Source organism: Georgenia sp. SYP-B2076 (genome assembly GCF_003991205.1).
Lineage (GTDB): Bacteria > Actinomycetota > Actinomycetes > Actinomycetales > Actinomycetaceae > Georgenia.
Genome location: NZ_RXOZ01000009.1, coordinates 1 through 24,681 on the forward strand (window position 1 = coordinate 1; position 24,681 = coordinate 24,681).

A 24,681-nucleotide genomic window follows, 5' to 3' on the forward strand; every position below is an offset into this window, starting at 1 on the left:
CGCCCTCGTCGGGCTCGCGCACCTCGCCCTGGACTCAGGGACCCTGCGCCCCGGCGCCCGCATCCGCCCCCACCTCAGTGTCACCGTCCCCTTCGACACGCTGCAGCGCCTCGTCGCCGCAGCCGCCCCGAAACAGCACCGCCCGGGTTGCCGGAGCGCCGGCAGATACCCAGGCGCAGCGTTCGGGCTACCGATGGACCTCGCCCGGATCACCAGCAGCGGTGCGCCGGAGACCGAGCAGTCTGGGCCCGATGGGACAGGTGTGAGCCTGGAGGGCTGCACCTGCGGCCAGGAGCTCTCCGGCACCGTCATCGGTGCCGAGGTCGATTCGGTCGCCATGGTCGGGGTCGAGCCGGCCACTCTCGAAGACGGCTCGCCCATCTCACCCGCGCTGCTCGCCCGCCTGGCGTGCGGCAGCCAGATGCACCGAGTGATCTTCGGTCCCGACTCGGAAGTTCTCGACTCCGGGCGCGAAGAGCGGCTGTTCACGGCCGGTCAGACGCGAGCGATCATCGCCAGGGACAAGCGATGCCAGTACCCGCACTGCAATGCACCCCCGGGCGAGGGGGAGATCCACCACAGCATCGCCTGGTGGGCGCAATTCGGTTCGACCAACATCGCACTCGGGATCTTGCTCTGCTGGTTCCATCACGACTATGTGCACGCCCACGCCATCACGATCGAGCGCAGAGACGGCCACTGGGTGTTTACGCGAAAAGATGGCAGCCTCATCGGTGGGACTGAATTAGCCGCCTGACGCGGCAAAATCGCATCGGGAAACACGGATTCTGGATCAGCTGTAAAAATTGCGTCTGGTCGTCAATGGGCGTCCCGTAACCGAAACCATCGCCAGGCATCTGGGCGCGCGCGTTGGCGATCGTCATTGTCCCGGTCCACCCCTCACCCATCACGGCTCTCCGACCGTCTGACGGAGGGGGGTCAGCACCGCGTCGACCTAAGGCGGGTCAGCACCGCGTCGACCTAGGGGTGTGGGTGCTCCATCCACCACTCGGTGAACTCGGTGCAGAGCCCCTGCCCGTCGAGCCTGATTGTCCAGAGGTTGCTGTAGGTGCGCGGCGGTTCGGTGCGGTACTCGGTGGTCCCTCGCACCACGGCGAGATCGGCGGTGACCACCAACGGCGACCACTGGAACTTTGTCTGCCCGGGCTCGTCCGGATGGGCGAGCCAGCCCCGGACGATCGCCTCCCGTCCCCGCCACGGCACGGCGTAGGGCTCCGTGCGGTACTCGGCGTCGTCGGTGAAGAGGGCACCGATGTCCGCGGGATCGTTGGAGTTCCATGCGCGTACGTAGCCCTCCAGCCACGTGCTCAGCTGGGCGTCGTCCATCGCAGCTCCGCTCTCGTCGGCTGTGGCTCGGGCGGGCGCGGCGAAGTCATCTGCTCGTCGCGGCGAACCGCGGACCGAGTCAGACGGCACATGCCGCTCTGCCGAGGAGCCTAGGACGAGAAGACTAGGGCCGCGGGTGTGGGACGGGCACGGGATCGACCCACGGTTTCCGGCTCGACCTGACCGAGGTTTTCCACAGGCACGCTCACCACCCCGCCGCTCCTCGCGGCCGTTCCCTACGTTGGGGCCCTCGGCTGGCCGATACGGCTCGCCGCCGACGAGGGAGCGCACATGGTCACCCAGGCAACCACCGTTCGCCGGCCGTGGCTCCTCGCGGTGTGCGCCACGCTCACGCTCGCGGCGTGCTCCGGCGGTGATCCGACCGCACCCCCTGTGCCGGACGGTCCGCAGCGCGCCGTGGTGGAGCTGGCCGAGGTGGAGCTGCCCGGCGAGACCCGCTCGCCGTCCGCCGCCTCGTGGGACTGGACACTCGTCCCCGCCGACGGCGCGCGGGCCGCCCTCGCCGTGGGCGTCGTCGAAGACCCAGGCAGCCCTGCCGCCGTCGGCATCTGGCGCCTCGGGCCGGACGGCACACCCACCGAGAGCCGGCTGGCGGTCCCCGGTCATGTCGAGGCGGTGAGCGCGGCGGCGACGGGGGACGTCGTTGCGGTGGCGGGCCGCACCTGGGACGGCGCTCATGCCGCCGGCTTCATCTCCGTTGCGCCCCACCGGCGCGCGTTCGCCTCCGTCCCGCTCGCCGACGACGCCCGTGACGTCCGGTTCGACGACGTCGCAGTCGTCGGCCCGACGATCATCGCCGTGGGCGAGGACGTCCACGGGACGGCCAGGGCCGTCGTCGTCGATGTCGACGACGGCGGCGCGGAGACAGGGGTCGTGGCGCTGCCGCCGGTGGGCGACGGCGAGGAGGTCACCCTGACCTCCGTCACCGGTCGGGACGCGCGCGTCGTGGTGACGGCGCACGTCGACAGGCCCGGACTGCCGATGCTGCCGGTCAGCTACGTGTCCGACGACGGCGGCCTCACCTGGGACGGGCCGCACGCGATCGCCGGGACGCCGCGGTCCACCACCGCGGGGGCGGCTTTCACCGGCACCGACTACGTGGTCACCGGCTCCCGGTTCGACGAGCGGCGCGGGGCCCTCTCCCCGGCGGCGTGGTCGTCGCCGGACGGCCGGACGTGGCTCGCCGAGGACGTCGAGGTGGACGCGGCCTGGGCCGAGCAGCGAGAGGACATCAGCCTCGGCCGTCCGCTCGCCGCGGGCCCGGTCACCGCGGCCGCGTTCGCCGAGCACGACCGGTACCTCGTCGCCACCGAACGCGTCGCGCCCGGACGGTGGGTGACACGGGACCTGGCCAAGCCGGTGCCATGGAGCCACGCGGAAGGGATGACGTGGCACGCCCCGGACGGCCACGACTGGTTCCTCGTCGGGTTCGCCGGCTCCGCTGAGATCCAGCGGCTCTCGCCCACCGGGCACCTGACCGCGCGACCCGTCGTGGGTCACGTCCCACACGCCCGCGTCGGCTCGGTCCACCCGACCGGCGTCGTCGTCGGCGTCGACGCCGCCCGCCCGTACTTCCGCGAGACCGAGAACCGCTGGGAGACGGGCACTACCGCCGAGCCGATGGTGCTCGACGGCTCGGCCGCGCGGCGTCAGACCTGGGGACCGGACGGGCTCGCGCGGTACGCCGACGTCGCGTCGCTCTCGGACGGTGCGGGCACCACCGTGCTCTTCGGCTCCGGCCGGGAGCAGGGGGAAGACCAGCTGCGCACCGTCGGCTGGGTGCGCAAGGGCGACGGCGCCGGGTGGGAACCGGTCACGGGCGTGACCGGGGAGGAGTTCGTCTTCGTTCACCGGGTGACCCGGGCGGATGGGGCCTGGTACGCCCTGGGACGGGTGGCGAGGTCCTTGGACCGCTCCGACCCGCGGACGGCGATGATCTGGACCTCCACCGACGGCCGCGAGTGGCGCCCCATGGCCGGCGGCTACGCCGCGGAGGGGCAGGAGTCCTCAGTCCGTGACGTGTGTTCCCTCACCGACGGCGAACTGGTCGCCGTGGGGTGGACCGACGGCAGCGACGGGCGGACGGCGGCCATGTGGCGCCTGGTCGACGGCGCCTGGGCGCGCGGACACACGGGACCGGGACGGTCGGCGTTCTCCTAATGCAGCGCGGGACAGGAGGGGATCGTGATCGGAGGCGTCGAGGCCGGCGCGGACGTGACGTGGTCGACGAAGGACGGTGACACCGCCCTGGAGATCGGCAGGCTGCCCTCCGGTGTCAGCCGGGGCGCGGCCCTCATGGTCGACGGTGGCCTCGCCGCGCCGGGGCACCTCCGTACCGCGGAGCACGACGGACCCGTCCTCTGGCTCTCCTCGGACGGGAAGCGCTGGCGCTGGGTGCCTGTCCCGAGCAATGGCGGCGACGACCTACTGAGCGTCCACACCGCCGGCGACGACCTCCTCGTGGTTTTCTCGGGCGCCACCGCCGAGCAGGCCTGGCTCGTGAAGGACGTCGCCACCGTGCTGACGTCAACGGCACCTGAGAACTGACGCCGCGGCTCCATGGCGCCCGGGTGGGCTCCCACATGCCATCTACACTCTGATCGGCCTCACCGAACTGGACGTCCCTGATTCGTGCGTCACTACCTCGCCGGCCCAGGACTTGCCACACCACTTCTCAGGGTGTGTCCTTGATGGCATCGATTCAGTGAATCGATGCCACGACCGCTCGCCGCCGAGCTGCCGCCCGACGGGGGGAGGCACGATGGTCAAACTCGCCGATGGCGCTCGACTGGCCGGAGTCTCATCGGGAACCGCCTCGCGCGTCATCAACGGCACGGGAGATGTCGCGCCGGCTCGCGTCGAGGCAGTCGAGCGTGCCGTCAGGGACCTCGACTACCGGCCCAACATGGTCGCGCGCAGCCTGCGTCGTCAGCGCAGCCAGACGCTTGGCTTTGTCGTCCCGGACGTCACCAACCCGTTCTTCTCGGAGCTCGCACTCAGTGTGGAGATCACAGCGGCGCGGCGAGGATTCAGCGTCATCCTCGGCAACTCGGAGAACTCGAGCCGGTCCGAGACCACGTACCTCCAGAACCTCGTCGATCGCCAGGGCGACGGCCTGGCCGTGGTGCCTGTGGATGCCACCGGCGCACTGCCACGCAGCGTGCGCGCGACACCGACAGTGATCCTGGACCGGGACATCGCAGCTGCAGAGGTGGACTTCGTCGGGGCCGACCACGAGGACGGTGCTCGGCAGATGGTGGAGTACCTCGTATCCCTCGAACACCTCGTGATCGGGTGCATCACCACGGAACGCGGCGTTGTGACTGCTGACGAACGGCACGCAGGCTATGCCGGGGTCGCGGGGCCGCACTTCGAGGAGGCAGGTTTGGGCGCGCAGGAGTACGTCTGGCGCGGGACCTTCTCTTTCGGGTCCGGGACGGCCGGCGCGGCGCACCTGCTTCAGCAAACCCCTCGATCGAAGGCAATTTTCGCCAGCAACGACCAGCAGGCCATCGGCGCCATGCGCTATTGCATCGACGCCGGCGTGCTGGTTCCGGGCGACATCTCAATCGCGGAGTACGACGACATCCCGTTGGCCCCGTTCGTGGACCCACGGCTGACCACGGTCAGCCAGCCCATCCGGCAGATCGGAAATCAGGCAGTCGCCTGGCTCCTCGACCGCACGGAGCTCGCGTGCAGGCGCCCGAGGCGCAGCCAGCGGCAACGTACCCACCTGGAACTCCGGGAGTCCTGTGGCCCCCCGCCGAAGGCCTGACGCCACTGCGACGCCTGCAACGGTGCCGTCGACGGTGCCGTCCAACAGGACCAAGGGGACCTATCGAGAATCGGCTCCAGAAGGTGATCGATCGATTCATCGAGATGCAGCAGGGATAGTGCCCGGCTGCCGGGTTTACGTCAGGTCAATCCAGCGAGGAGAGAGAGCACATGGCAACGAAGCTGATTGTCGACACGGACATCGGGACGTACTACGACGACGCGTTCGCCGTGCTGCTGGCGGCGCGCAGCCCGGAGATCGATCTGCTCGGCGTGACCACGGTCTACGGCGACACGGACCTGCGCTCACGGATCGCGCGGAAGGTCCTGGACGTCGCGGGCCGGCAGGAGGTCCCGGTGGCCCGCGGGATTGGGAGGCCCATCTCGGGTCATGCGTTGATGTTCGGCTTCGAGGGCCAAAACATCCTCGAAGATTCCGACGGCGTGCAGGACCAGGGGTGGCTCGACGAGCCCGCCCCGAACTTCTTGATCCGCCACATCATGGACCACCCGGGCGAGGTCACCGTGGTGACCCTGGGGGCGGTGACGAACGTGGCCGTCGCATATCTGATGGAGCCGCGCATCGCCCAGCACGTCAAGGAAGTCATCATGATGGCCGGGGTGATCGTCCCGATCGTGGACCAGAAGGGTGTGCGCCGCTCGCCGGTCGAGGAGTACAACTTCAACAACGACCCAACCGCCGCGCAGATCGTGTGCAGGTCCGACCTGCCCAAGACGCTGGTCCCGATCGATGTCACGCTCCAGATCCCGCTGCGCCCTGACCAGGTGGAGACGATCCGGGCTTCCTCCGACCCCGTTGCTCGGCTTGTGACCGGCATCCTGGACGTCTGGCCCCCGCAGGAACGCCAGATCTACCTGTCCGTGGGCATCCCGACCGAGCACACCGGCCTGTGGCTCCACGATCCCCTCACCGTGGCCCTCGCCCACGACAAGTCGTTCTGCGAGATGACGCCCCTGCACATCTCGGCCGAGTTCGCGCCCACCCCGATCGAGCGGGACCTGCTCGAGCGCAACGACATCCTGCGCACCATTCCGCGCAAGCTCGAGCCCAATATGGACGTGGCCGTGACCGTCGAGGCAGACCGGTTCACCGACCACTTCACCGATCGCATGGTCGGGCGCTGACCCGGCACCCCGCTCACCGGAAGGGGCCGCCGCATTCACGCGCACCGGTACGCCACAACATTCGTACGACGCGACCCCTGACGCCTCAGTCACTGCACCCGAGGAGCAAGACAATGTCTGAATCTGCATCGCCGGCGTGGAAGCTCGACCGCCGCCAGTTCCTGTCGCTGGCCGCATTCACCGCCGTGCTTGCCGCCTGCACCGGTGGGGAAGAAAAGTCCGGACCCGTCCAGGTCCCCAGCGCTGATGCCACTTTCAACGGGACCACCGTCCGCGTCGCCGTGGGAAGTTTCATGGCGAGCGGTGTTCGTCTTTTCGTCGACGAATGGCAGCGGAAGACCGGCGGAAAGGTGGAGGTCGTCGAGATCCCGTTCGGAGACCTCTACTCGAAGCTGTTCCAGGCGTTCTCTTCTCGCGTCGACGCCTACGATGTCGTCATCTACGCGGGAGGCTGGGTCTCAGGCTTCGCGAACGCCAAGTACATCGCGTCCCTGGAGCCGTACTTCAAGGCCAAGGACAACTGGGACGCGATCCTGCCAAAGGTCCAGACCCTGTCCTACGTCGGCAAGGACCGATACACGGTCCCGCTCGACGGCGATGTGATCATGCTGTACTACCGCAAGGACGCGTTCGAGAATCCGGAGGCGATGTCGCGCTTCCGCAACGAGGTGGGTCGTGACCTGCGGGTTCCCCAGACCTGGACGGAGTACCTCGAGTGCGCCAAGTTCTTCACGGGGTGGGACTGGGCCGGTACCGGTCAGCCCTGTTACGGCGTGCTGGAAGCGATGAAACCCAAGGACGTGGGGCCCTACATCTTCACGGCGCACGCCGCGTCGTACGCTGCTCATCCAGACCAGCAGGGCTCACTCTTCTTCGATCCCAAGACCATGAAGCCGCAAGTGTCGAATCCCGGTTGGGTGCAGGCCCTGACGGAGTGGACCGAGCTGAAGCAGTATGGGCCGTCCCAGATGGTGACCTATGGCGGCGGCGACCAGCGCGGGAACTTCGTGGCGGGCAACTATGCCCTCGCCATCGACTGGCCCGACATTGGCGTCCTGGCTCAGGACGTCTCGCAGTCGGTCGTCAAGGAGAAGCTTGGATACGCCGTCATCCCTGGCGCTACGCGCGTGTGGAACCAGCAATCGAAGGCGTGGGACGAGTTTCCCGATGGCAGCGTGGCGCCCTACCTGGGGTGGGGGGGCTGGCACGCCTCGGTGACCGCCACGTCACCCAACCAGGGCGCCGCGTGGCACTTCGCCAACTGGCTGGACACCACACCCAACGCCCTGACCGCAGTGACGACACCGGGAACCGCGAGGGGTCCGTACCGGACGGATCACTTCAATGTCTCCGCCTGGACCGGCGGAACCCTGCAGTTCGCCAACGCGCAGGCCTATCTGGATGCCCAGCAGAAGTCCTTCGCCCACCCGAACGCGCAATTCGACCTGCGCATACCGGAGGCGGGCCGCTACATCGACTCGCTTGACACCGCGACCCAGCTGGCACTGTCAGGTCAGAAGTCTCCGCAGGACGCACTCACGGCCTGCGCGGAGGAATGGACGTCGATCACCGACCAGATCGGCAAGGACTCGCAGCAAAAGCTCTACCGTCAACTCCAGGTCAGTGACTGACATGGCCGCCACCCGCACCGGCGTCCGCCCGTACAAGAACCGGGAAGCGTGGCAACCGCACCTGCTGCTGGCGCCGGCTCTGTTGTTCTTCGCGGTGTTTGCGATCGGGCCGCTGATCTTTACGTTGTACGTCAGCCTCAGCAACTGGTCGATCACCGGGGCCCACAGCTTTGTCGGCCTCGCCAACTACGCAGAGATCTTCTCAAGCTCGACGTTCCGCCAGACGTTCGGCAACACCGTCATCTTCGCGGTGGTCACCGTGACGCTGCAGTACCTGCTCGGTCTGACGATGGCCCTCATGGTCTACCGCACAAGTCGCGGCCAGACCTTCCTGCGTTTGTCGTTCCTCCTCCCGATGATGCTCGCACCGGTGGTTGTGGGCATCGTGTGGAAGATGCTGTTCGACCCGAGCTACGGGCCGATACCTGAGCTCCTCGGCAACATCGGGCTGGGCCAGATCCCGTGGTTCAGCGAGAAGCTCCCGGCGATGATCGCGATCATCGTCGCGGACACGTGGCAATGGACGCCGTTCATGTTCTTGATCCTGTTCGCCGCGCTGCGCTCGATCCCTACAGCGCCTCTCGAGGCGGCCGTGGTGGACGGGGCCTCGTCGTACCGGGTCTTCCGGGACCACCTGATCCCGATGCTGATCCCTGCCTCGATCACGGCCATCCTTCTGCGGAGCATCGAGGCGTTCAAGCTGTTCGACGTCGTGTACATGATGACCGGCGGAGGGCCGGGCGTGAAGACGTCGACCATCACCTTGAACGCGTACTTCACCGGGCTCCGGACGGGCAACCTCGGTACCGCTGCCGCGATGACAATGGTGCTCCTCGTGGTGGTGCTGGCAGCAGCCATGATCTTCGTGGCGATACTCGCGAAGGTGCGCAGCAGGCGCGGGGCGACGGGCAAGCTGTCCGTCGCCTCAGCGGAAGTTGCCGCCGAGTCCGCGAAGGAGGCCATCAATGCGTAACTCCGGCACGTGGGGCCGCCGGGCCATGATCTTCGTGTGGTCCGTCTTCGCGCTCGGCCCGCTCTACTGGACCATCACCACGGCCTTCAAGTCCCAGATCGATATCTACTCCGGACCTCGGTTCGGCCCATTCATCGACTACCAACCCACCATGCAGGCGTGGACGACGCTCTTCGGCAGCGCGCGAAGCTCCTTTCTCGCTTCGCTCGGTAACAGCGTCGTGTTCGCCACGATGAGCGCCGCCCTGGCAGTCCTTTTCGGCGCCCTCGGCGCGTACGGCCTCTCCCGCCACCGGTACAAGTACGGTCCGTACAAGAATGACGACCTGTCGCTCCTCATCGTCTCGCAACGCATCATGCCGCCAATCGTGTCGGTGCTCGCTCTCTATGTGATCTATGTCGGATTGCGGCTACTGGACACGACCTCCGGGATGATCCTGGCGTACACGGCGGCGAACCTTCCGCTCGCCCTGTATCTCCTTCGGAGCTTCTTCGATGCCATCCCGGTAGAGATGGAGCATGCGGCGGCGCTGGACGGGTACCCACGTCGGCACCGACTCGCCAAAGTGGTCTTCCCGCTGGCGGCGCCCGGACTGGCCGCCGCCTTCATGCTCTCCTTCTTCTTCGCCTGGAACGACTTCCTCTTCGCCCTCGTTCTGACCTTCAACAAGGCGCAGACGCTGCCGCTGTTCATCACGTCCCTGACGGCCCAGTCACAGCCCCTGTGGTGGCTGATCTCCGCCGCAGCGCTGATCGCGCTCATCCCGCCGGCGCTCGTGACCTTGCTCCTCGACCGTTACATGTCCCGACAGGTCCTTGCAGGGGGGCTGCGCTGATGGACGAGCTCCGGGTCGACCACCTGAGCTTCACGGTCCAAGAAGGGGTGTCGATACTCCATGGCGTGAGCTTCCTGGTGGAGGCCGGAACCTTCGGGGTCCTCGTGGGACCTTCCGGAGCAGGCAAGACCACGACGCTCAACCTCATTGCGGGGTTCCAACGTGCGGCGGCAGGAAACGTCACGCTCGGAGGCACCAGCATGAACGACGTCCCGCCGGAGCGGCGCGATATCGCGATGGTGTTCGAGAACTATGTCCTCTATCCCCACAAGACGGTGCGGCAGAACCTCGAGTTCCCGTTGCGCTCACCAAACCGTCAGCAGGACCTCTCCCGGGCGGAGATCGCCGAGCGCATCGATCAGGTCGCGAGCACCCTGAGGGTCGAAAAGCTGATGGAGAGGTTCCCGTCGCAACTGAGCGGGGGCCAGAGGCAGCGGGTCTCTCTCGGTCGCGCCCTCGTGCGCCGACCACGACTGCTGCTGCTGGACGAACCGATCTCCCATCTGGACGCGAAGCTGCGTCACGAGATGCGTACCGAGCTCAGGCGGATCCAGCGTGACCTCGGGGTGACCACTCTCTACGCAACGCCCGACCAGGCCGATGCGCTAGCGCTGGCTGACTGGGCGATCGTCCTCGAGGGCGGACGGGTGCTGCAGGCCGGGCCGCCACGCCAGCTGTATCTCACACCCGCGCACCTCCGCGTCGCGCAGATGCTCGGCGATCCCAAGATCAGCATCATGCCGGGCGTCGTCGGCCCCTCGTCCGGGCTCACAGTCCTGGGAAAGCGCTACGACCTCGACGCACCGGCTGATGCGGAACAGGAATCGAGACCAGTGCTCGTCGGCGTCCGACCGGGCGCGGTGGAGGTGCGGGTCGCCCCGGACGACTCCGCGGACGGCACCGTGGTACTCCATCAGTACCTCGGCTACGGGACGGCCCTGCATGTGGACGTGCGCGGCATCATGGTCCGCGCGCTCGTCGAAGGCCGTTCCCCCGTCAAGGTTGACGACAAGGTCTCGGTGACCCTCGAGACCGGCGGACTGTTGCTGTTCGATCCCGACACCGGTTCGCTCATCGCCCACCAGGAGGTGACCCCGTGGCACGGGTAAGGATCGACCAGGTGACGAAGCGATATGGTCAGACGGAGGCCGTCCGAGGCATCTCCTTCCAGGTCGACGACGGCGAACTGGTCGTTATCCTCGGGCCGTCCGGATGTGGGAAGACGACCACGTTGCGCATGATCGCGGGTCTGGAGACGATCACCTCCGGCCACATCTTCTTCGACGACATGTCCGTCGGAGGTATCGCCCCGGCACAGCGGAACGTGGCCATGGCCTTCGAGAACTACGGACTTTACGAACACTGGTCCGTCTTCGACAACATCGCATATCCGTTGCGACTGCGCGGGGAGACCGACCAGACGATCCAGCGCAAGGTGCTTTCGATCGCGGAGAGTCTCCGGATCGCGGACGTGCTCGAGGGACGTCCGGGACGCTTGTCAGGAGGGATGCGCCAACGCATCGGCCTCGCACGAGCCTTGGTCCGGGAACCAGCAGTCTTCCTGCTCGACGAGCCCATGTCACACGTCGACGCCGATCTCCGCAATGACATGCGCGCGGAGATAGAGCGCATCCACCTGGCGACCGGGTCGACGATGATCATCGTGACCCACGACCAGCTCGATGCGCTGGCGCTGGCCAACCGCGTCCTGGTCATGAACGGTGGGGTCATCGAGCAGTACGACACCCCCGAAGAGGTGTACGACTCACCGGTCTCCACATTCGTAGCCGGCTTCGTCGGCGAGCCACCTATGAATGTGGTTCCGCTGGACCACGCTGGTCGGGACGGGCACGACGTGCTTCTCGGGTTCCGCCCGCACAGGGCCCGGATCAGCGTTACTTCGCCTACCGGGACCAGCTCACTGGCTCTTCCGGCGAAGGTCTACATGGTCGAGTCACTCGGGAACCGCACCTTGGTGACTGTCTCCTACGGGGGTGGGCTGCTGAAGGCAGACATCCCCACCACAGTCGAGTTCCCCCTGGACTCTGACGTGTGGATGGAGGTAGACAACGCGGACATCCTCACCTTCGACGCCCAAACCGGACGTCGAACCGACGTTGGCTCCACGTCGGTGTCGAACAACAAGTAGCACGCGTGCTGTGAGAGGCGGACGGGGCTGGAGCACGGCGGCATGCGGCGCAACTCGCCATCGTGCCCCGGGATCCCCGTCACCACTCGACGAGGTCGGGCTCCGACGTCGCCCGTGTGCTCGCGGGCCCCGGCCCGTCATCGCTGGCGAACAGGAGCAGGTCGCCGGGCTCGGCGCGCCGCGAGATGTCCACCCTCAGTGCCACCGTGCCAGCAGTCTCGGTCACCTCGACCCCGCCGGGCAGCTCGCCGTCGACGCGCGGAACCCACGCCGACGACGTCCGAGGTACGTGCCGGGCACGGTGGAGGCCCGCAGGGGTCCACTGGTCAAGGGCGAAGGGGGTGGCCGGGCCGAGCGTCGCCCGGTAGAACTCGGTCTCGCGCACCGGGCGGCCGTCGGCGAACCTCCCCACCCGTTCGATGAGACGGTCGGGGAGGCGGAGGCGCCCCTCGGCCACCGCCTCCCGGATCCGGGCCGTGGCACGCTGCGCCGCCAGGGTGCTTGAGGCGCCGGTGCGGCATGCCTGGAGGAGCTGACGCCGTGGACTCAGCGGGCTGTCGCGGGAGTCGAGGTCGGCGGCGCTGTGGCCGTTGTCGGTGGACTCCTCGTCAAGGCTCGCGACCAGGTCGTCGAAGAGCTCCGAGCTCCAGCCGCGGTGGCACAGGACGGCGACGGCGGCAAGTGCGGCCGGGCTCGCGCCACGTTCGCCGGCGCCGCGCGCGACGCCGACGCCCACCGCCGCGGGGAACGCCTGGACGACGTCGTCGGCCAGCTCGAGGGACGTGGCGGTGCCGGGGCTCCACGGCCGGTGCACCAGGTGACCGATGATCTCGGCCCAGTCGACGAGCGCGTCGTGGAGCAGCCTCAGCCGGGCACGCTCGCGTCGCGCGAAGATCCGGGCCTCGGCACGGCGTCGCCGGTCCACCAGCGCCTGCTCCGTCACCCACTCGTAGCGACGCAGCGTGCGGTAGTAGAAGTGGTGCGCGCCGATGATGACGGAGAGGGGCACGAGGACGGTCAGGCTCAGGGCCCAGCTGGCGCCGCGGGCGGTGGGTTGCCCGGAGAAGTAGGACGCGGTGACCACCGCCGCCACGACGAACCAGATCACGGCGACGACCCAGCGCACCTTCAGCCGCCTCTCCGCGCGCTGCAGGGCGGCGCGGCCGGGGGGCTCGGCCGGGACGGAGGCATCCAGGCGGGCGAGCTCCTCGTCGAGCGCCGTCGCGCGACGGGTGAGCTCGTCGTCGAGCTGCCGTACCAGCGCGCCGTCCCACGACGCCCGCGCCGCGCCGCCGGGCTCGTGAGGCGCCGGAGCGGAGGGCGACGTCGCGCCACGTCCAGGTGTGTGGGGTGGCGCCGCGCCGGGCGCGGCCGGCGTCGGGCCGGGCGCGGGGGCGATCGCCCAGGGCGGTACCAGCTCGCGCAGACCGCCGTGCTCCGGCGCGGCCAGGCCCGCCGGGAGCCCCCCGCCGTCCACGAGCGCGAAGCAGACGCGCCGCAGCTGCTGCCAGGTCTGCGGTCGCGGGGCGGGGACGCCGGCGGCCTCGGACACCCGAGCCGCGGCGTCCAGCTCGGACTCCTGGGCCTGGACGCGCTCCTGCGCCACCTCGAACATCGAGTCGGCCGTGCGGGGGCCGGTGCGCACGAGCGTGTCGCTCTCGCGCCCCACGAGGATGCCTGTGGCCGCGTCCTCGAACAGCCGCCGCCCGGTCCGCAGCGCGAGCGCCCCGCCCACCCGGAACAGGCTGCCGTTGAACCGCACCGCGTCCACCAGCGCGGCCCTGAACCCGCGGACCACCTGCCGCGGCTCCGGGGGAGGGGCCGGCGAGCCCGGGCGCCAGTCGCCCTGGTCCAGGAGGAAGCGGGAGGCCCGTCGGACGACCGCCAGCGGGTCGGTGGCCGGTCGCGCCCACCCGAGCAGCTGCGCCGGACCGGCCGCGCCCCCGGTCGCCATGGTCATGGCCTCGCGGGCGACCGCCTCGGCCGCGTCCGTTCCCAGCACGGCACGCGCCGAGGACCGCAGCACGAAGAGGTCGCCCTCGCTGGTCGTGGAGTCGGCCTGGACGGTGTCGAGCGCGCCGCGCGGCACGCCCGACCACAAGCCGCCCACCGACGCGATCGCCGCGGCGCTGTGGCCGCGGCTGTTGCCCGGGTCGCGGACGAAGACGCTGCTGCGGTCCAGGTCGGGGCGGTCCTCGGCCGCGACGATGCCGTTGACGTCCCAGACCGGCTGGAGGTGCCCGAGGGCGAGGCCGGTGGCGCGGCTCTCGCCGATGATGAGGTTGACCCGGTGCACCCGTGTGCCGGAGACCCCGTCCGCGGACAGCGGCACGGCGGCCTGCAGCAGGTCGCCGAGCAACCGGGCGTGCGCGGGGAAGGCGGCCGGCGGCCGGTAGGCGTGGGTGACCTGCTGGACAGCGACGAGCCGCAGCAGGTCAACGTGCCGCAGGCCCACGAGCTCGAACAGGTCGCCGGCGCGTGTCCCGTCCGGGGCGAGGAGCTGCGCCGGGACCCGCGCGAGCCCGCTGCCCTCGAGGGCGATGTCGTCGCTCACCACCCAGAGGGACTCCGTCAGGAGGCCCGCCGCCGTCCACGCGGCGGCCACGGCGCGCACCGCCCTGCCGGGTTCCCCGCCGACGAGCACCACGGAGAGGTCCGACATGGTCACCAGTCGTCCTCGGTGTCGTCCTCGATGTGCCCGACCGCGCGGCGGAGGTCGACGAGGGCGGCGAGGATGTCGAAGCGCAGGTCGTAGGACAGCGGCACGTCGAAGACGTCGGTCCGTTCGTCCACGGCGGCGAAGTGGCGGGCGTAGTTGCCGTGGAGGCGATCGAGCTGGGCCTCGACCTCCTGGCGCCGCGTCTGCGGCGTGCTCCCGGCAGGGGCGGGCACGACGGGGTTGCAGCCGTCGCGGATCCACGCGCGCAGGTCGGTCGACGGCGCCTGGTACGTGTCGTAGCCGCCGCCCATGCCGGACCTGCCGAGGTCCCGGAGCCGGACATAGGGCGCCATGGGCTCCCTGCTCGCGCGCGTGTTGACCTCCACCATGGCGAGGAGGATCGACTCGAGCACGACCGGGAGGATCTCCCGGCTCTGCACCACGTCCGTGGCCAGCAGCGGGTCGGGGAAGCTGCGGTAGCGGCCGCCGCCGCCGGCCTCGTCGGGCACCCAGATCTGCGGGACCCGGTCCGTGAGATCCAGCTGGGTCAGGACCCTCGCGGTGAACCACCCGCGCACCATCGCGCGACGGGTCGCCGGGGCGAGGGGCAGTGCCTCCGTCAGGGAACGTGCGCGCCGCCAGCGCCAGAACTCGGCGCGGGTGTCCGGGGTCGTGTTCCGCGCGCCCCACTCGCTCGCGATCGGCTTCATCAGGGAGTCGAAGACGACCGGCTCGTACGGCGTCGCGAGCACGCTGAAGATGTCGATCGACGCCTCGCGGCCCTCGCCGAAGGCCTTGGCGATGTCGTTGGACCACTGCTCCGTGCTCTGCAGCACCCGCCGGACGATCTCGCGGCCTGGGGAGCGCTCCGGCAGGGGGATCTCGCTGAAGGACAGCACGTGCTGCGCCTTGTTGACGTCATGCACCTGGACCAGGACCCCGGGATTGATCCCCACCAGCGGGGCCGAGGCGTTCAGCGCCGCGATGAACTGTCCCTCGAAGGCGGCCAGGCGCGCGCCGTGCTCCCTCGGGTCGGTCCTGGCCGGGTCGAGGTAGTCCCGCAGGCCCTCGCCGATGTAGCCGCCGACGGCGGTGCCCTCGCGCTCCAGCCAGCGGCGGGCGCGGCCCAGCAGCGCCTCGCCGGACGCGGCCACGTCGAAGGAGGCCCGCGACGGAGCGGCGACGATGCCGCTCTGCAGCGTGTGCTCCCGTGGCACCCACGCGGTCTCCTGGCGGACCAGGTGCTGGACGCCGGCCCGCACGTCGTCGGTGTCGAGGACCACCTGGGTGGTCGCCTCGCGCATGGCGCCGCCCGGCTCCGCGGACTCGACGGTGCGACCCACCAGCGTGCGCAGGATGCCGGGGTACCGGCTCGTCGGTTCCAGGAGGAACTCGTTGGGGGCGGCGTTCAGGCGCTCCGGGACGAGGTCGGCCTGGGGCCAGAGCGTGATCGGGGACAGCTGCCCGCCCAGCTGGGACGACTCCTCCTGCGCGAGGGCGGAAGTTCCCCGGGCCACGGCCTCACGGAGCGGGTCGACGAGGTTGGTGACGAGGTCCGGGACGAGGTCGGCGACCATTTCCCGCAGCTCCGCCTCGTCCTGGTGGACCAGCGACTCGACCGCGCGCCTGACCCCCGCCAGGATCGCGGGCGAGCTGCCGGTCAGCGTGGCCCCGCCCTGCTCGACCTCCTGGGTGACCGCCTGCTCCCCGCCCTGCGCCCAGCGGCGGTAGCGTGCCGCGTCCTCCCTCAGCTCCTCCCGAACCTGCTGCAGCTCCGTCGCCAGCATGGCCAGCATGGCGGCGGTGACGGGGCCGCCGTGCAGGCTCACCGATCGGGCGGTCTGGTCCGCGAGGCGCGGCTGGATGGCCACGACCCAGGCGCGGTCGGCCACCTGGCGGGCCAGCCTGAGCCCGTCGTGGAAGGCGGGTCTGCGCGCGCCGGTCTCGCTGACGATCCGGTGACGCACCTCGACGGAGGACAGCCCCTTCTCGGGCATCCCGCCGGTCACCCGCCGGTGCAGCTCGTCGGCCAGGTCGCGGGCGAGCCGGACCTGCTGCTCGGGCCGCAGCGCGGCGAGGAGGTCGCCCCGCCCCTCGCCACGCTCGTCCAGGCCGGACTCCGCCAGGAAGGACCCGAACACGTCCTGGGCGACATCGGCGACCAGGCGCCGTTCGATGCGCTCGTCGTCGGGCAGGCGCAGCTCCTCGTGCCGGCGCAGGACACGCTCGACGGCGGACCGCGCGAGGTACTCGGCTGCGTAGTCCCGGAACCGGTCGCGGCCCAGCCCCACGCGCGCCGAGCCGAGGGCCGTGAAGGGCGTCTCGGTGCCGGCCGCGTGGTTGGGCAGGTGGTCGGTGACCGACTGCGCGGTGGCGGACCAGTTCCCCTGCACGGTGGAGCCGAGGCGGTCCTGGAGGGTGACGCTGGTGACCCAGGACGCGACCGACCTGCCCATCGCCCGGTAGATGTCGTTCTGGGTGCCGTAGGACACCTGCTCGTTACGGTTTCCCACCAGGAACGGGTACCGGGGGCCGAGCCGGTTGACGGCTCCGAGCTGGATGCCGTGCCGGGCGAGCAGGTCGTTGGTCTCCTCACCGGGGCCGTCGGTGTTCCAGTACCCGCTGAGCAGCTCCCCGAGCGTGGCGAGGGAGTTGGGCCGCACGCCGCGTCGTTGCTCCTCGGGCAGGTAGTCGAAGACGTCCGGGGCGTACAGCAGGCCGATGCTCTCCGAGGCCCACGGGTCCCCGAGCGCGCGCACCGTGTCGCAGACGTCGATGACCGCACCCGCGCCCGTGCCGCCGGCGAGCGAGCAGACCACGAGCACGACGGGGTCCGGCGTGCTCGCGGCGGGCGTGGCGCCCAGCAGCCGGGTGGCCCGCTGGAGCTCGCCGACGACCTCCGCCCCGGTGAGCGCCCGGCGTGCCCTGGCGACGGCCTCGCGGATGTCCTCGAGCCCGGCGACCGTGATGACCCGGCCGAGCGCGCGGTACTGCCCGGCGCCCTTGCTGGCCGGGATGTTCACCTTGCCCGGGTCCGGGCGCCAGGTCCCCATCGCGTCGGCGACGGGGGTCCGTCCGTGACCGGCCAGCGCGGCGTCGATGTGCCGATACGTGAGGCCGACGTTGACCAGGCCCTGGTAGTCCCCCGGGGGCAGCTGCGCGGGGAGGTCCGGGTCGTTCCCGTCTGCGAGGGTCGGCACGTCGATGTGGATGAACTGCCAGGCGCGCGGCAGCGCACCCTCCCAGCCGAGCTGCTCCATGCGGCGCAGAAGGTCGTCCCGGACGACGCGAAGCGTCTTCCCCCCGGATCCGCCCACACCGATCATCAGGAACGGTCGCAACATCGGGTCTCACTTCCTTGCCGGTCGGCAGCCTCAGTCGTCGAAGAGGGACGGCGGGGGACCGTCGTCGTCATCACCTCCCGGTGGGGGCCCGGCCCGGTCGCCGCGCCGCGCACGGTCGGCGGGGGACGACGGCGTGCCCGTCGTGCCGGCGTCGTCGTCCCAGAGCGGCGGGCGCGGGGCGAGCGGTGCGTCCCGGGCCACGCCGGGAGCCGCCGCGTCCGCCGCGGTCCCACCCGCCCCGGGGGCTCTCGCGTCCGCCCCGGGCGGCCCGGCGCGCCCTCGCAGGCCTGGGCCGACGGCCCCGGCCAGCGCGCCCTGGAGCGCGGCGTCCCGCTCGGTCGCCGCGTCGTGCAGACGTCGGTGCACCTCCTCCCAGACGGCGCTGCTCGCGGCCACCTGGTCCTGCTGGGCGGCGAGGAGGTCGCCGAGACCGTCGGTGTCCTCGGCAACGCTGACGAGCCGGCCGTGGAAGTCGCCGGCCGGGTCCGGGTCGGCCGAGAGCGCCAGGTAGAGGAGGGACCCGAGCCCGAAGCGGGCCCGCGCCCGGCGGCCGTCGTCGCTCCACGGCTCCCGGCGGTCCGTGCTGGCGACGAGCTCGCCCGACGTGCTCCGCACCCACGCGACCGGCTCCTGGAACGGCTGGAGCGGCAACCGGCGGTAGAAGTGCAGGCCCGCAGCGTCGAGGTTCGTGACCGCGCGCCGCTCCGCGGCGGGCAGGTAGCCGAAGTCGTCCGGCGTGAAGAGGGAGGCGCGCCCACCGCCCGGGTGCAGCCCGTCGGCGGCGAGCTCGACCGGGACGCTCGCCACCCTCGTGCGGGGCCCGACCGCGAACCGCGCGACCACGGCGTTGCCGACCCACGCGATGACGCACGGCAGGGCCAGGGCCAGCGCCACGAGGGCGGCCGTCAGTCCCCAGCGAAGCGGCTCGTCCACCGGGCGGGCCATCCCGGCGTCGACCGGCACCTCGACGCGCGCGGTGGGCCCGCCGCCGACCGCGGTGAGGGACACGCCGATCGTCCCGTCGACGTGGCCGTCGGCCGGCGCGCCCGCGGCGAGCTCGAACGGCCAGGTCAGGCGTTCGCCCGCCGGGATGTCGACGCAGCGGTGCGCGGAGGTCACCGCGATGCGCCCCGCCGTCGTCGGGCCCCGGAGCATGCCGGGTTCGAAGCACGCCCGCGTGGCACCGCGGTCGCTCCCCGTGAGCACCAGGTCGCTCGTCGCGGACGTCTGGCCCACGAGGTCGGGGAAGTGCAGCCGTGAGGTCTTCAGCCGCGGGAACGCGGGCGGCAGGGAGGCCGTGAGGGACGAGGTGACGCTCACGGGCCCCAGGGCGATGCCGCTGGGCGCGCTCGCGGCGGACGCGACGGCGGACAGCTCGACCGCGGCGGCGCCGCCTGCCGGGACCGTCAGCGCGCCCGAGGCCACACCCCCGCGCAGGGCGCCGAGCGGCACCGGGGTGCCGCCCGCCGTGACGGCGAGGTCGAGCGACCGGTACGCCGCCGGGTCGACCGGGGTGCCGTCGGTGAAGCGGACCGAGACGTCCACGCGTGAGGGCTCCCCGACGACCACGCCGTCCGGGGCCCCCACGGTGAGGGTGACGCCCCAGAAGTAGTACAGGTCGACGACGGCCGGCGCCTGCGACGACGCCCCCGGCTCCAGGGTCCACACGCCGGCGGCCGGTGCCCCCGCGCCATAGGTCACGGAGACGGTCGTGAGCCCGTCACGTGACGTGACCAGCACCTTGGCGCCGCGCAGCGTCGTCGTCGCGGTGCGCAGCTCCAGGCCGCTGCCGTCGGGGGCGAGCAGGCGCGGCACCGTCCCGGCGGCGGTGTCGAGCACCGCCCGGAAGCCGGCCACCCCTCGGTCCAGCGGGATGGACAGCGCCCCGTCCGGGCAGCCGGGCCCCGGGCAGAGGACCGACAGCGACGACCGGCCGCCCTCGATGCGGGCGCCGATGCCGGCGAAGAGGCGCCGCAGGGCCGCCGGCTGGTCGGCGCGCAGGTACGCACCCGGCGCGGCGTCCGACGCCACGGGCTGGGCGCCGCACGCCGTGCCCGCACCCGAGCCCTCCGCCACCGCGCGCAGCTCCTCCCGCGCCCGGGGCCCCACGGCGCCGGGCCCCGTGTCGGCGAACAGGGCGACGGCGATGATGGGGATGTGCGCGCCGCGGAGGCCGTCGACCAGGCCCTGCGGGTCGCACAGCTCGGCCATCGCGGCACGCTCGCTGCCCGGCACGTCGAGCTCGCCGTCCGTGAACAGCAGCAGGAGCGTGCAGGTCGTGCCCGTCAGCGCGGCCGCCCGGGACTGGAGGGAGTGCTGGGCGCCGCGCAGCGCCGCGCGGTAGTCGGTGTAGGCGGCGTGGCTGCGGGCGGGGAGGTCCTCGGCGGCCGAGCGCAGCAGCCGGTCGGCGTGGGCTCCCGCCACCGCGCCCCAGGGCACCAGCTCCGTGTACTGCGCGCCGAACGTGGCGAGGTTCGCCTCGACGCTGACCCGCCCCGCGGACGACGCCTGGAGGCCGGCCAGGGAGTCCACGGCCGTGGTGATGGCGTCGACGCGGCGGTTCTGGGGGTCGGTGCTGCGCAAGCTGCTGGACTCGTCCACGACCATCGAGACCAGGAGGTTCTCGGAGCTGGCGGCGCAACCGGCGACCTGGGCGAACGTCCGCTCCCCGACCTCGCTGAGCTCACCGGTCTGCGCCTGGGCCGGCCGCGGGAGGAGCACCATCAACGTCGCCGCGAGGACGAGACCGGCCACGCGCAGGGCGCCGCTCACTTCGCCAGCTCCGTCGCGACGACGAACGCGTGCCACGCGGCGCTGGTCATGCCGACCACGACCGCGAGGGTGGCCACCCGGTCCAGGCGCGCCTGCGGGTTGTACCAGGCGGAGGCGCCGGCCCGCCGCCGCAGCGCGCGGTGGACCTGGACCAGGACGGTGACGGCGATGCCCCCGAGGACGTAGCCCGCCACGCCCGCCCAGAAGGCCGTGGGGCTCTCGGCCGTGAGCTCGACGCCGACGAGCGCCACCGACGCCGCGGCTGCGGCGAGCGACACGGACGACGGCCACGCCGGGGCGCGGACGGCACGTGATCCCGCCGTCGTCTGTGCCATGGGACGGCCCTTCCAGTCCTCGGCCTCGAGCACCGTGCTTGGTGACGAACGTTACTCGCGGGCGCCCACATCGGGCAGGCCCAGCAGGGCGAACGCGCCGGAGCGCCTACGGTGGGGACGTGCACTCAGCCCTGCCCCTGGCCCGTTCCACCGTCGACGCCGACGCCGTCTCCCGCCCGCGGCCGGGGCTGTTGACCGCCCTCGTCGAGGAGCCCACCACCAGCGTCGTGCTCGTCCAGCACGGTCTCGTGGCGACCGACGGGGACGCCCTCGACCTCCGTGCCCCGGCGGGCGTGCGCGGGGCGACCTGGGATCCCGAGGACCTCGCGTACCTCGGGAAGGACGACGGCGGCGCGTACCTCGCCCTGACGCTGCCCGAACGCCTCGGCGAGGAGCGCGACCTGGACGGCGTCCCGGTGGTCGAGGACGCCGCACTGGTCGACCTCGTCGAGGGCCTGACGTTCTCGCACCTGCGGGACATCGGCGACACCCTGCCGGACCGCGACGCGGGCCTGGCCACCACCGCCGTCGCCCTCTCCGCCTGGCACGCCCGCCATCCGCGCTGCCCGCGGTGCGGCGAGATCACCGAGGTCATCGACGCGGGGTGGGTGCGCCGCTGCACCGCCGACCACTCCCTGCACTACCCGCGCACGGACCCGGCCGTGATCATGGCCGTCACCGACGCCGACGACCGGCTGCTCCTGGGGCACGCCGCGCACTGGCCGGAGAACCGCTTCTCGACCCTGGCGGGGTACGTCGAGCCGGGGGAGTCGGCCGAGACGGCCGTGCGCCGCGAGGTGGCCGAGGAGGCCGGCATCGCCGTGGGCGAGGTGACGTTCACGGCCTCGCAGCCCTGGCCCTTCCCGGCCTCGCTCATGCTGGGCTTCAGGGCCAAGGTCGCGGACGGGGCGGACGCCACGGTGCACGTGGACGGCGTCGAGGTGACCGAGGCGCGGTTCTTCACGCGAGAGGAGCTCGCGGCGGCGGTCGCCGCCAGGGCCGTGCTGCTGCCGATGCGCTCCTCGATCGCGCTGGCGCTCATCGAGGACTGGTTCGGCGGCCCCCTCCGATAGCAGCGAGCCCCGCGCACCGGCCGGTGCGCGGGGCTCGTGCCCCGTGGCGGGTCAGGCGCCGAGGCGGCTCACGACCTCGGCGAGGGAGGGGTTGGTGGCGGCCGAGCCGTCCGGGAAGAGGATGGTCGGGACGGTCTGGTTACCGCCGTTGACCTCCTCGACGAACTTCGCCGAGCTCTCGTCCTCCTCGATGTTGACCTCGTTGTAGGCGATGCCCTTCGCGTCCAGCTGCGTCTTGAGCCGGCGGCAGTAGCCGCACCAGGTCGTCGAGTACATCGTGATGGTGCCGGCGTCGGGAGCCTGCGTCGTCATGGAGAGATCCTTTCAGTCGTTGCCTGTTCAACGTCCCGGGCGTTCCGATTCTTCCCCGGGGCCGCGGGGCTGCGCGGCGACCTCCCCCACCCGGGCGGCCCGGTGGGGACCGGCGCCCGGTGGTGTCCCACGCACCTGAGACACTGGCGGGGATGAGTACCGAGGAACTTCTTGCGGCATTGGACGACGACCAGCGTGCGGTGGCGGAGCACCTGAGCGGGCCGCTGTGCGTGCTGGCGGGGGCCGGCACGGGCAAGACCCGTGCGATCACCTACCGGATCGCGAACGGCGTGCGCTCCGGCGCCTACAACCCGCAGACCGTCCTCGCCGTGACGTTCACCGCGCGCGCCGCCGGCGAGATGCGCTCGCGCCTGCGCGACCTCGGCGTCGGCGGCGTCCAGGCCCGGACCTTCCACGCCGCCGCGCTGCGCCAGCTGTCCTACTTCTGGCCGACGGCGATCGGCGGCTCCGTGCCGCGCATCGCGGAGCACAAGGCGTCCCTCGTCGCGGAGGCCTCCGGCCGGCTCGGCCTCGGCGTGGACCGGGTGGCCATCCGGGACCTCGCCGCCGAGGTGGAGTGGGCCAAAGTCTCCCTCGTCACCGCCGAGGACTACGCCGCCCAGGCCGCCCGCACCGGCCGCGAGGGCGCCGCTGGTCACGACCACGCCACCATCGCCCGCCTGCTCAGCGTGTACGAGGACGTCAAGAACGAGCGCGGCGTCATCGACTTCGAGGACGTGCTCCTCCTGCTCGTGGGCATCCTCCTCGAGCGCGAGGACGTCGCGGCCGAGGTGCGCTCGCAGTACCGCCACTTCGTCGTCGACGAGTACCAGGACGTCTCCCCGCTCCAGCAGCGCCTCCTCGACCTGTGGCTGGGCAAGCGCCGCGAGATCTGCGTGGTCGGTGACGTCTCCCAGACCATCTACTCCTTCACGGGCGCGACGCCCCGGTTCCTCACCGACTTCCCCCGGCAGTACGAGGGCGCCCCCGTCGTCCGGCTCGTCCGCGACTACCGCTCGACGCCGCAGGTGGTGGACCTGGCCAACAAGGTTCTCGCCCGCGCGGGGCGGTACCGCTCCAGCGCCGCCGTCGAGCTCGTCGCCCAGCGTCCCGGCTCGGTCCCCGTGCGCTTCGAGACGTACGACGACGACCTCGCCGAGGCGCGCGGCGTCGCCGACCGCATCGCCGCCCTGAGCAAGGACGGGGTGCCGCTGTCCGAGGTCGCGATCCTGTACCGCACGAACGGCCAGGCGGAGGCGCTCGAGCAGGCGCTGGCCGCCGCCGGCATCGGCTACCTCGTCCGTGGCGGGGAGCGGTTCTTCTCCCGGCGCGAGGTGCGCGAGGCGATCGTGCTGCTCCGCGGTGCCGTGCGCTCGAGCGTGGGGCAGGCCATGCCCGAGGCCGTGCGGGACGTGCTCGCCTCCGTCGGCTGGGCGCCCGAGCCGCCCTCCGCGCGCGGCGCCGTGCGGGAGCGGTGGGAGTCGCTGAGCTCCCTGGTCGCCCTCGCGGACGACCTGCACGCCACGCGCGGCTCGGACCTGGGCGGGCTCGTGGCCGAGCTGGACGAACGCATGGCCGCGCAGCACGCCCCGACGGTGGCCGGGGTGACCCTGGCGAGCCTCCACGCGGCCAAGGGCCTGGAGTGGGACGCCGTCTTCCTCGTCGGGGTCAGCGAGGGGCTCCTGCCCATCTCGTTGGCGGAGGGCGACGACGCGATCGCCGAGGAGCGCCGGCTCCTGTACGTGGGGATCACCCGCGCCCGCGAGCACCTGCAGCTCTCCTTCGGCCGCGCCCGCACCCCGGGCGGGCGCGCCTCACGCAAGCGGTCCCGCTTCCTCGACGGCATCTGGCCGGACGAGGGCTCCGGCACCCGCGGCGGTCTGTCCCGCCGGGCGGCGGCGCGGGCGCGCACCGAGGTGTTCGCCGAGGAGAACCCCGCCGACGCCGAGCTCTTCGACCGGCTCCGCGGGTGGCGCGGAGAGGTCGCCACGATCATCTCGAAGCCCGCCTACACCGTGCTGCACGACACCACGCTCCAGGCGATCGCGACCGCCAAGCCCAAGGACCTGCGCCAGCTGGCCGTGCTGCGCGGCATCGGCGCCACGAAGCTGGACGCCTACGGTCCCCAGGTCCTCGCCGTCGTCCGCGGCGAGGAGGTCGACGTGCAGGAGTGGCTCGCCCGGTGACACGGCCGAAAACTCTCCGGGAAATTAGATTGCCCTCGGCGGGCGGGGACCCCTAGGGTCCTTCCTGTCCGAGTTGATCGGATCCGCGCCTAGCCAGCACCAGCGGATCCCTGCCGAATGGAGG

The 24,681-nt window shown here is 71.4% G+C and carries 18 protein-coding genes; 12 read left to right on the forward strand and 6 right to left on the reverse strand.

Features of this window, described 5'->3' with window-relative positions; translation table 11 throughout:
• Positions 1–757 (forward strand): HNH endonuclease signature motif containing protein (locus EJK16_RS04265; protein WP_205739586.1); only part of this gene is annotated, 757 nt, incomplete at its 5' end.
• A 224-nt stretch (positions 758–981) separates the two neighbouring features.
• On the opposite strand, the gene EJK16_RS04270 is transcribed toward EJK16_RS04265, so the two are convergent.
• Positions 982–1,347, reverse strand: a complete 366-nt coding sequence (locus EJK16_RS04270; protein WP_127126701.1) for a nuclear transport factor 2 family protein — start codon at positions 1,345–1,347, stop codon at positions 982–984.
• Between the two features lie 291 nt (positions 1,348–1,638).
• Between EJK16_RS04270 and EJK16_RS04275 the strand changes: the two genes are divergently transcribed.
• The 9 genes from EJK16_RS04275 (at position 1,639) to EJK16_RS04315 (ending at position 11,876) form a co-directional block, all read left to right on the forward strand.
• A complete protein-coding gene (locus EJK16_RS04275) occupies positions 1,639–3,528 on the forward strand; it encodes a hypothetical protein (protein ID WP_127126703.1) in 1,890 nt (629 codons plus the stop codon).
• A 24-nt stretch (positions 3,529–3,552) separates the two neighbouring features.
• The gene (locus EJK16_RS04280) at positions 3,553–3,915 is read left to right on the forward strand and encodes a hypothetical protein (protein ID WP_127126705.1); all 363 of its coding nucleotides are present in this window, start codon (positions 3,553–3,555) and stop codon (positions 3,913–3,915) included.
• A 214-nt stretch (positions 3,916–4,129) separates the two neighbouring features.
• Positions 4,130–5,143, forward strand: coding sequence for a LacI family DNA-binding transcriptional regulator (locus tag EJK16_RS04285; protein WP_127126707.1), 1,014 nt, complete (start codon positions 4,130–4,132; stop codon positions 5,141–5,143).
• Positions 5,144–5,313: 170 nt separating this feature from the next.
• Positions 5,314–6,288 carry a nucleoside hydrolase gene (locus EJK16_RS04290; RefSeq protein WP_127126709.1) on the forward strand — a complete coding sequence of 325 codons (975 nt, stop codon included), beginning with the start codon at positions 5,314–5,316 and terminating at the stop codon, positions 6,286–6,288.
• A gap of 113 nt (positions 6,289–6,401) precedes the next feature.
• The gene (locus EJK16_RS04295) at positions 6,402–7,919 is read left to right on the forward strand and encodes an extracellular solute-binding protein (protein WP_127126711.1); all 1,518 of its coding nucleotides are present in this window, start codon (positions 6,402–6,404) and stop codon (positions 7,917–7,919) included.
• A 1-nt stretch (position 7,920) separates the two neighbouring features.
• Positions 7,921–8,892, forward strand: a complete 972-nt coding sequence (locus tag EJK16_RS04300) for a carbohydrate ABC transporter permease (RefSeq protein ID WP_164737192.1) — start codon at positions 7,921–7,923, stop codon at positions 8,890–8,892.
• On the forward strand, positions 8,885–9,727 hold the full coding sequence (locus tag EJK16_RS04305; protein WP_127126715.1) for a carbohydrate ABC transporter permease: 843 nt from the start codon (positions 8,885–8,887) through the stop codon (positions 9,725–9,727). The genes EJK16_RS04300 and EJK16_RS04305 overlap by 8 nt, the downstream gene beginning before the upstream one ends.
• Before the next feature lie 65 nt (positions 9,728–9,792).
• The gene (locus tag EJK16_RS04310) at positions 9,793–10,836 is read left to right on the forward strand and encodes an ABC transporter ATP-binding protein (protein ID WP_164737193.1); all 1,044 of its coding nucleotides are present in this window, start codon (positions 9,793–9,795) and stop codon (positions 10,834–10,836) included.
• Positions 10,837–10,847: 11 nt separating this feature from the next.
• The gene (locus tag EJK16_RS04315) at positions 10,848–11,876 is read left to right on the forward strand and encodes an ABC transporter ATP-binding protein (RefSeq protein WP_164737194.1); all 1,029 of its coding nucleotides are present in this window, start codon (positions 10,848–10,850) and stop codon (positions 11,874–11,876) included.
• Between the two features lie 79 nt (positions 11,877–11,955).
• On the opposite strand, the gene EJK16_RS04320 is transcribed toward EJK16_RS04315, so the two are convergent.
• Genes EJK16_RS04320 through EJK16_RS04335 form a run of 4 tightly spaced genes read right to left on the reverse strand, consistent with a single transcriptional unit; the run spans position 11,956 to position 20,986 of the window.
• On the reverse strand, positions 11,956–14,544 hold the full coding sequence (locus EJK16_RS04320; RefSeq protein WP_127126721.1) for a hypothetical protein: 2,589 nt from the start codon (positions 14,542–14,544) through the stop codon (positions 11,956–11,958).
• Positions 14,541–17,879 carry a tubulin-like doman-containing protein gene (locus EJK16_RS04325; RefSeq protein ID WP_127126723.1) on the reverse strand — a complete coding sequence of 1,113 codons (3,339 nt, stop codon included), beginning with the start codon at positions 17,877–17,879 and terminating at the stop codon, positions 14,541–14,543. The genes EJK16_RS04320 and EJK16_RS04325 overlap by 4 nt, the downstream gene beginning before the upstream one ends.
• Before the next feature lie 30 nt (positions 17,880–17,909).
• Positions 17,910–20,651, reverse strand: a complete 2,742-nt coding sequence (locus tag EJK16_RS04330) for a VWA domain-containing protein (protein ID WP_127126725.1) — start codon at positions 20,649–20,651, stop codon at positions 17,910–17,912.
• Positions 20,648–20,986, reverse strand: coding sequence for a hypothetical protein (locus tag EJK16_RS04335; protein ID WP_127126727.1), 339 nt, complete (start codon positions 20,984–20,986; stop codon positions 20,648–20,650). Before EJK16_RS04335 ends, EJK16_RS04330 begins: the two co-directional genes overlap by 4 nt.
• Positions 20,987–21,105: 119 nt before the next feature.
• On the opposite strand from EJK16_RS04335, the gene nudC reads away from it, so the two are divergent.
• On the forward strand, positions 21,106–22,059 hold the full coding sequence (nudC, locus tag EJK16_RS04340; RefSeq protein ID WP_127126729.1) for an NAD(+) diphosphatase: 954 nt from the start codon (positions 21,106–21,108) through the stop codon (positions 22,057–22,059).
• A gap of 51 nt (positions 22,060–22,110) precedes the next feature.
• Here nudC and EJK16_RS04345 read toward each other — a convergent pair whose 3' ends face one another.
• Positions 22,111–22,371: a mycoredoxin gene (locus EJK16_RS04345; RefSeq protein ID WP_127126731.1), complete on the reverse strand. Its 261-nt coding sequence runs from the start codon at positions 22,369–22,371 to the stop codon at positions 22,111–22,113.
• Positions 22,372–22,523: 152 nt separating this feature from the next.
• Here EJK16_RS04345 and EJK16_RS04350 point away from each other — a divergent pair, with 152 nt between their 5' ends.
• A complete protein-coding gene (locus EJK16_RS04350; RefSeq protein WP_127126734.1) occupies positions 22,524–24,557 on the forward strand; it encodes an ATP-dependent DNA helicase UvrD2 in 2,034 nt (677 codons plus the stop codon).
• Positions 24,558–24,681: the final 124 nt, after the last annotated feature.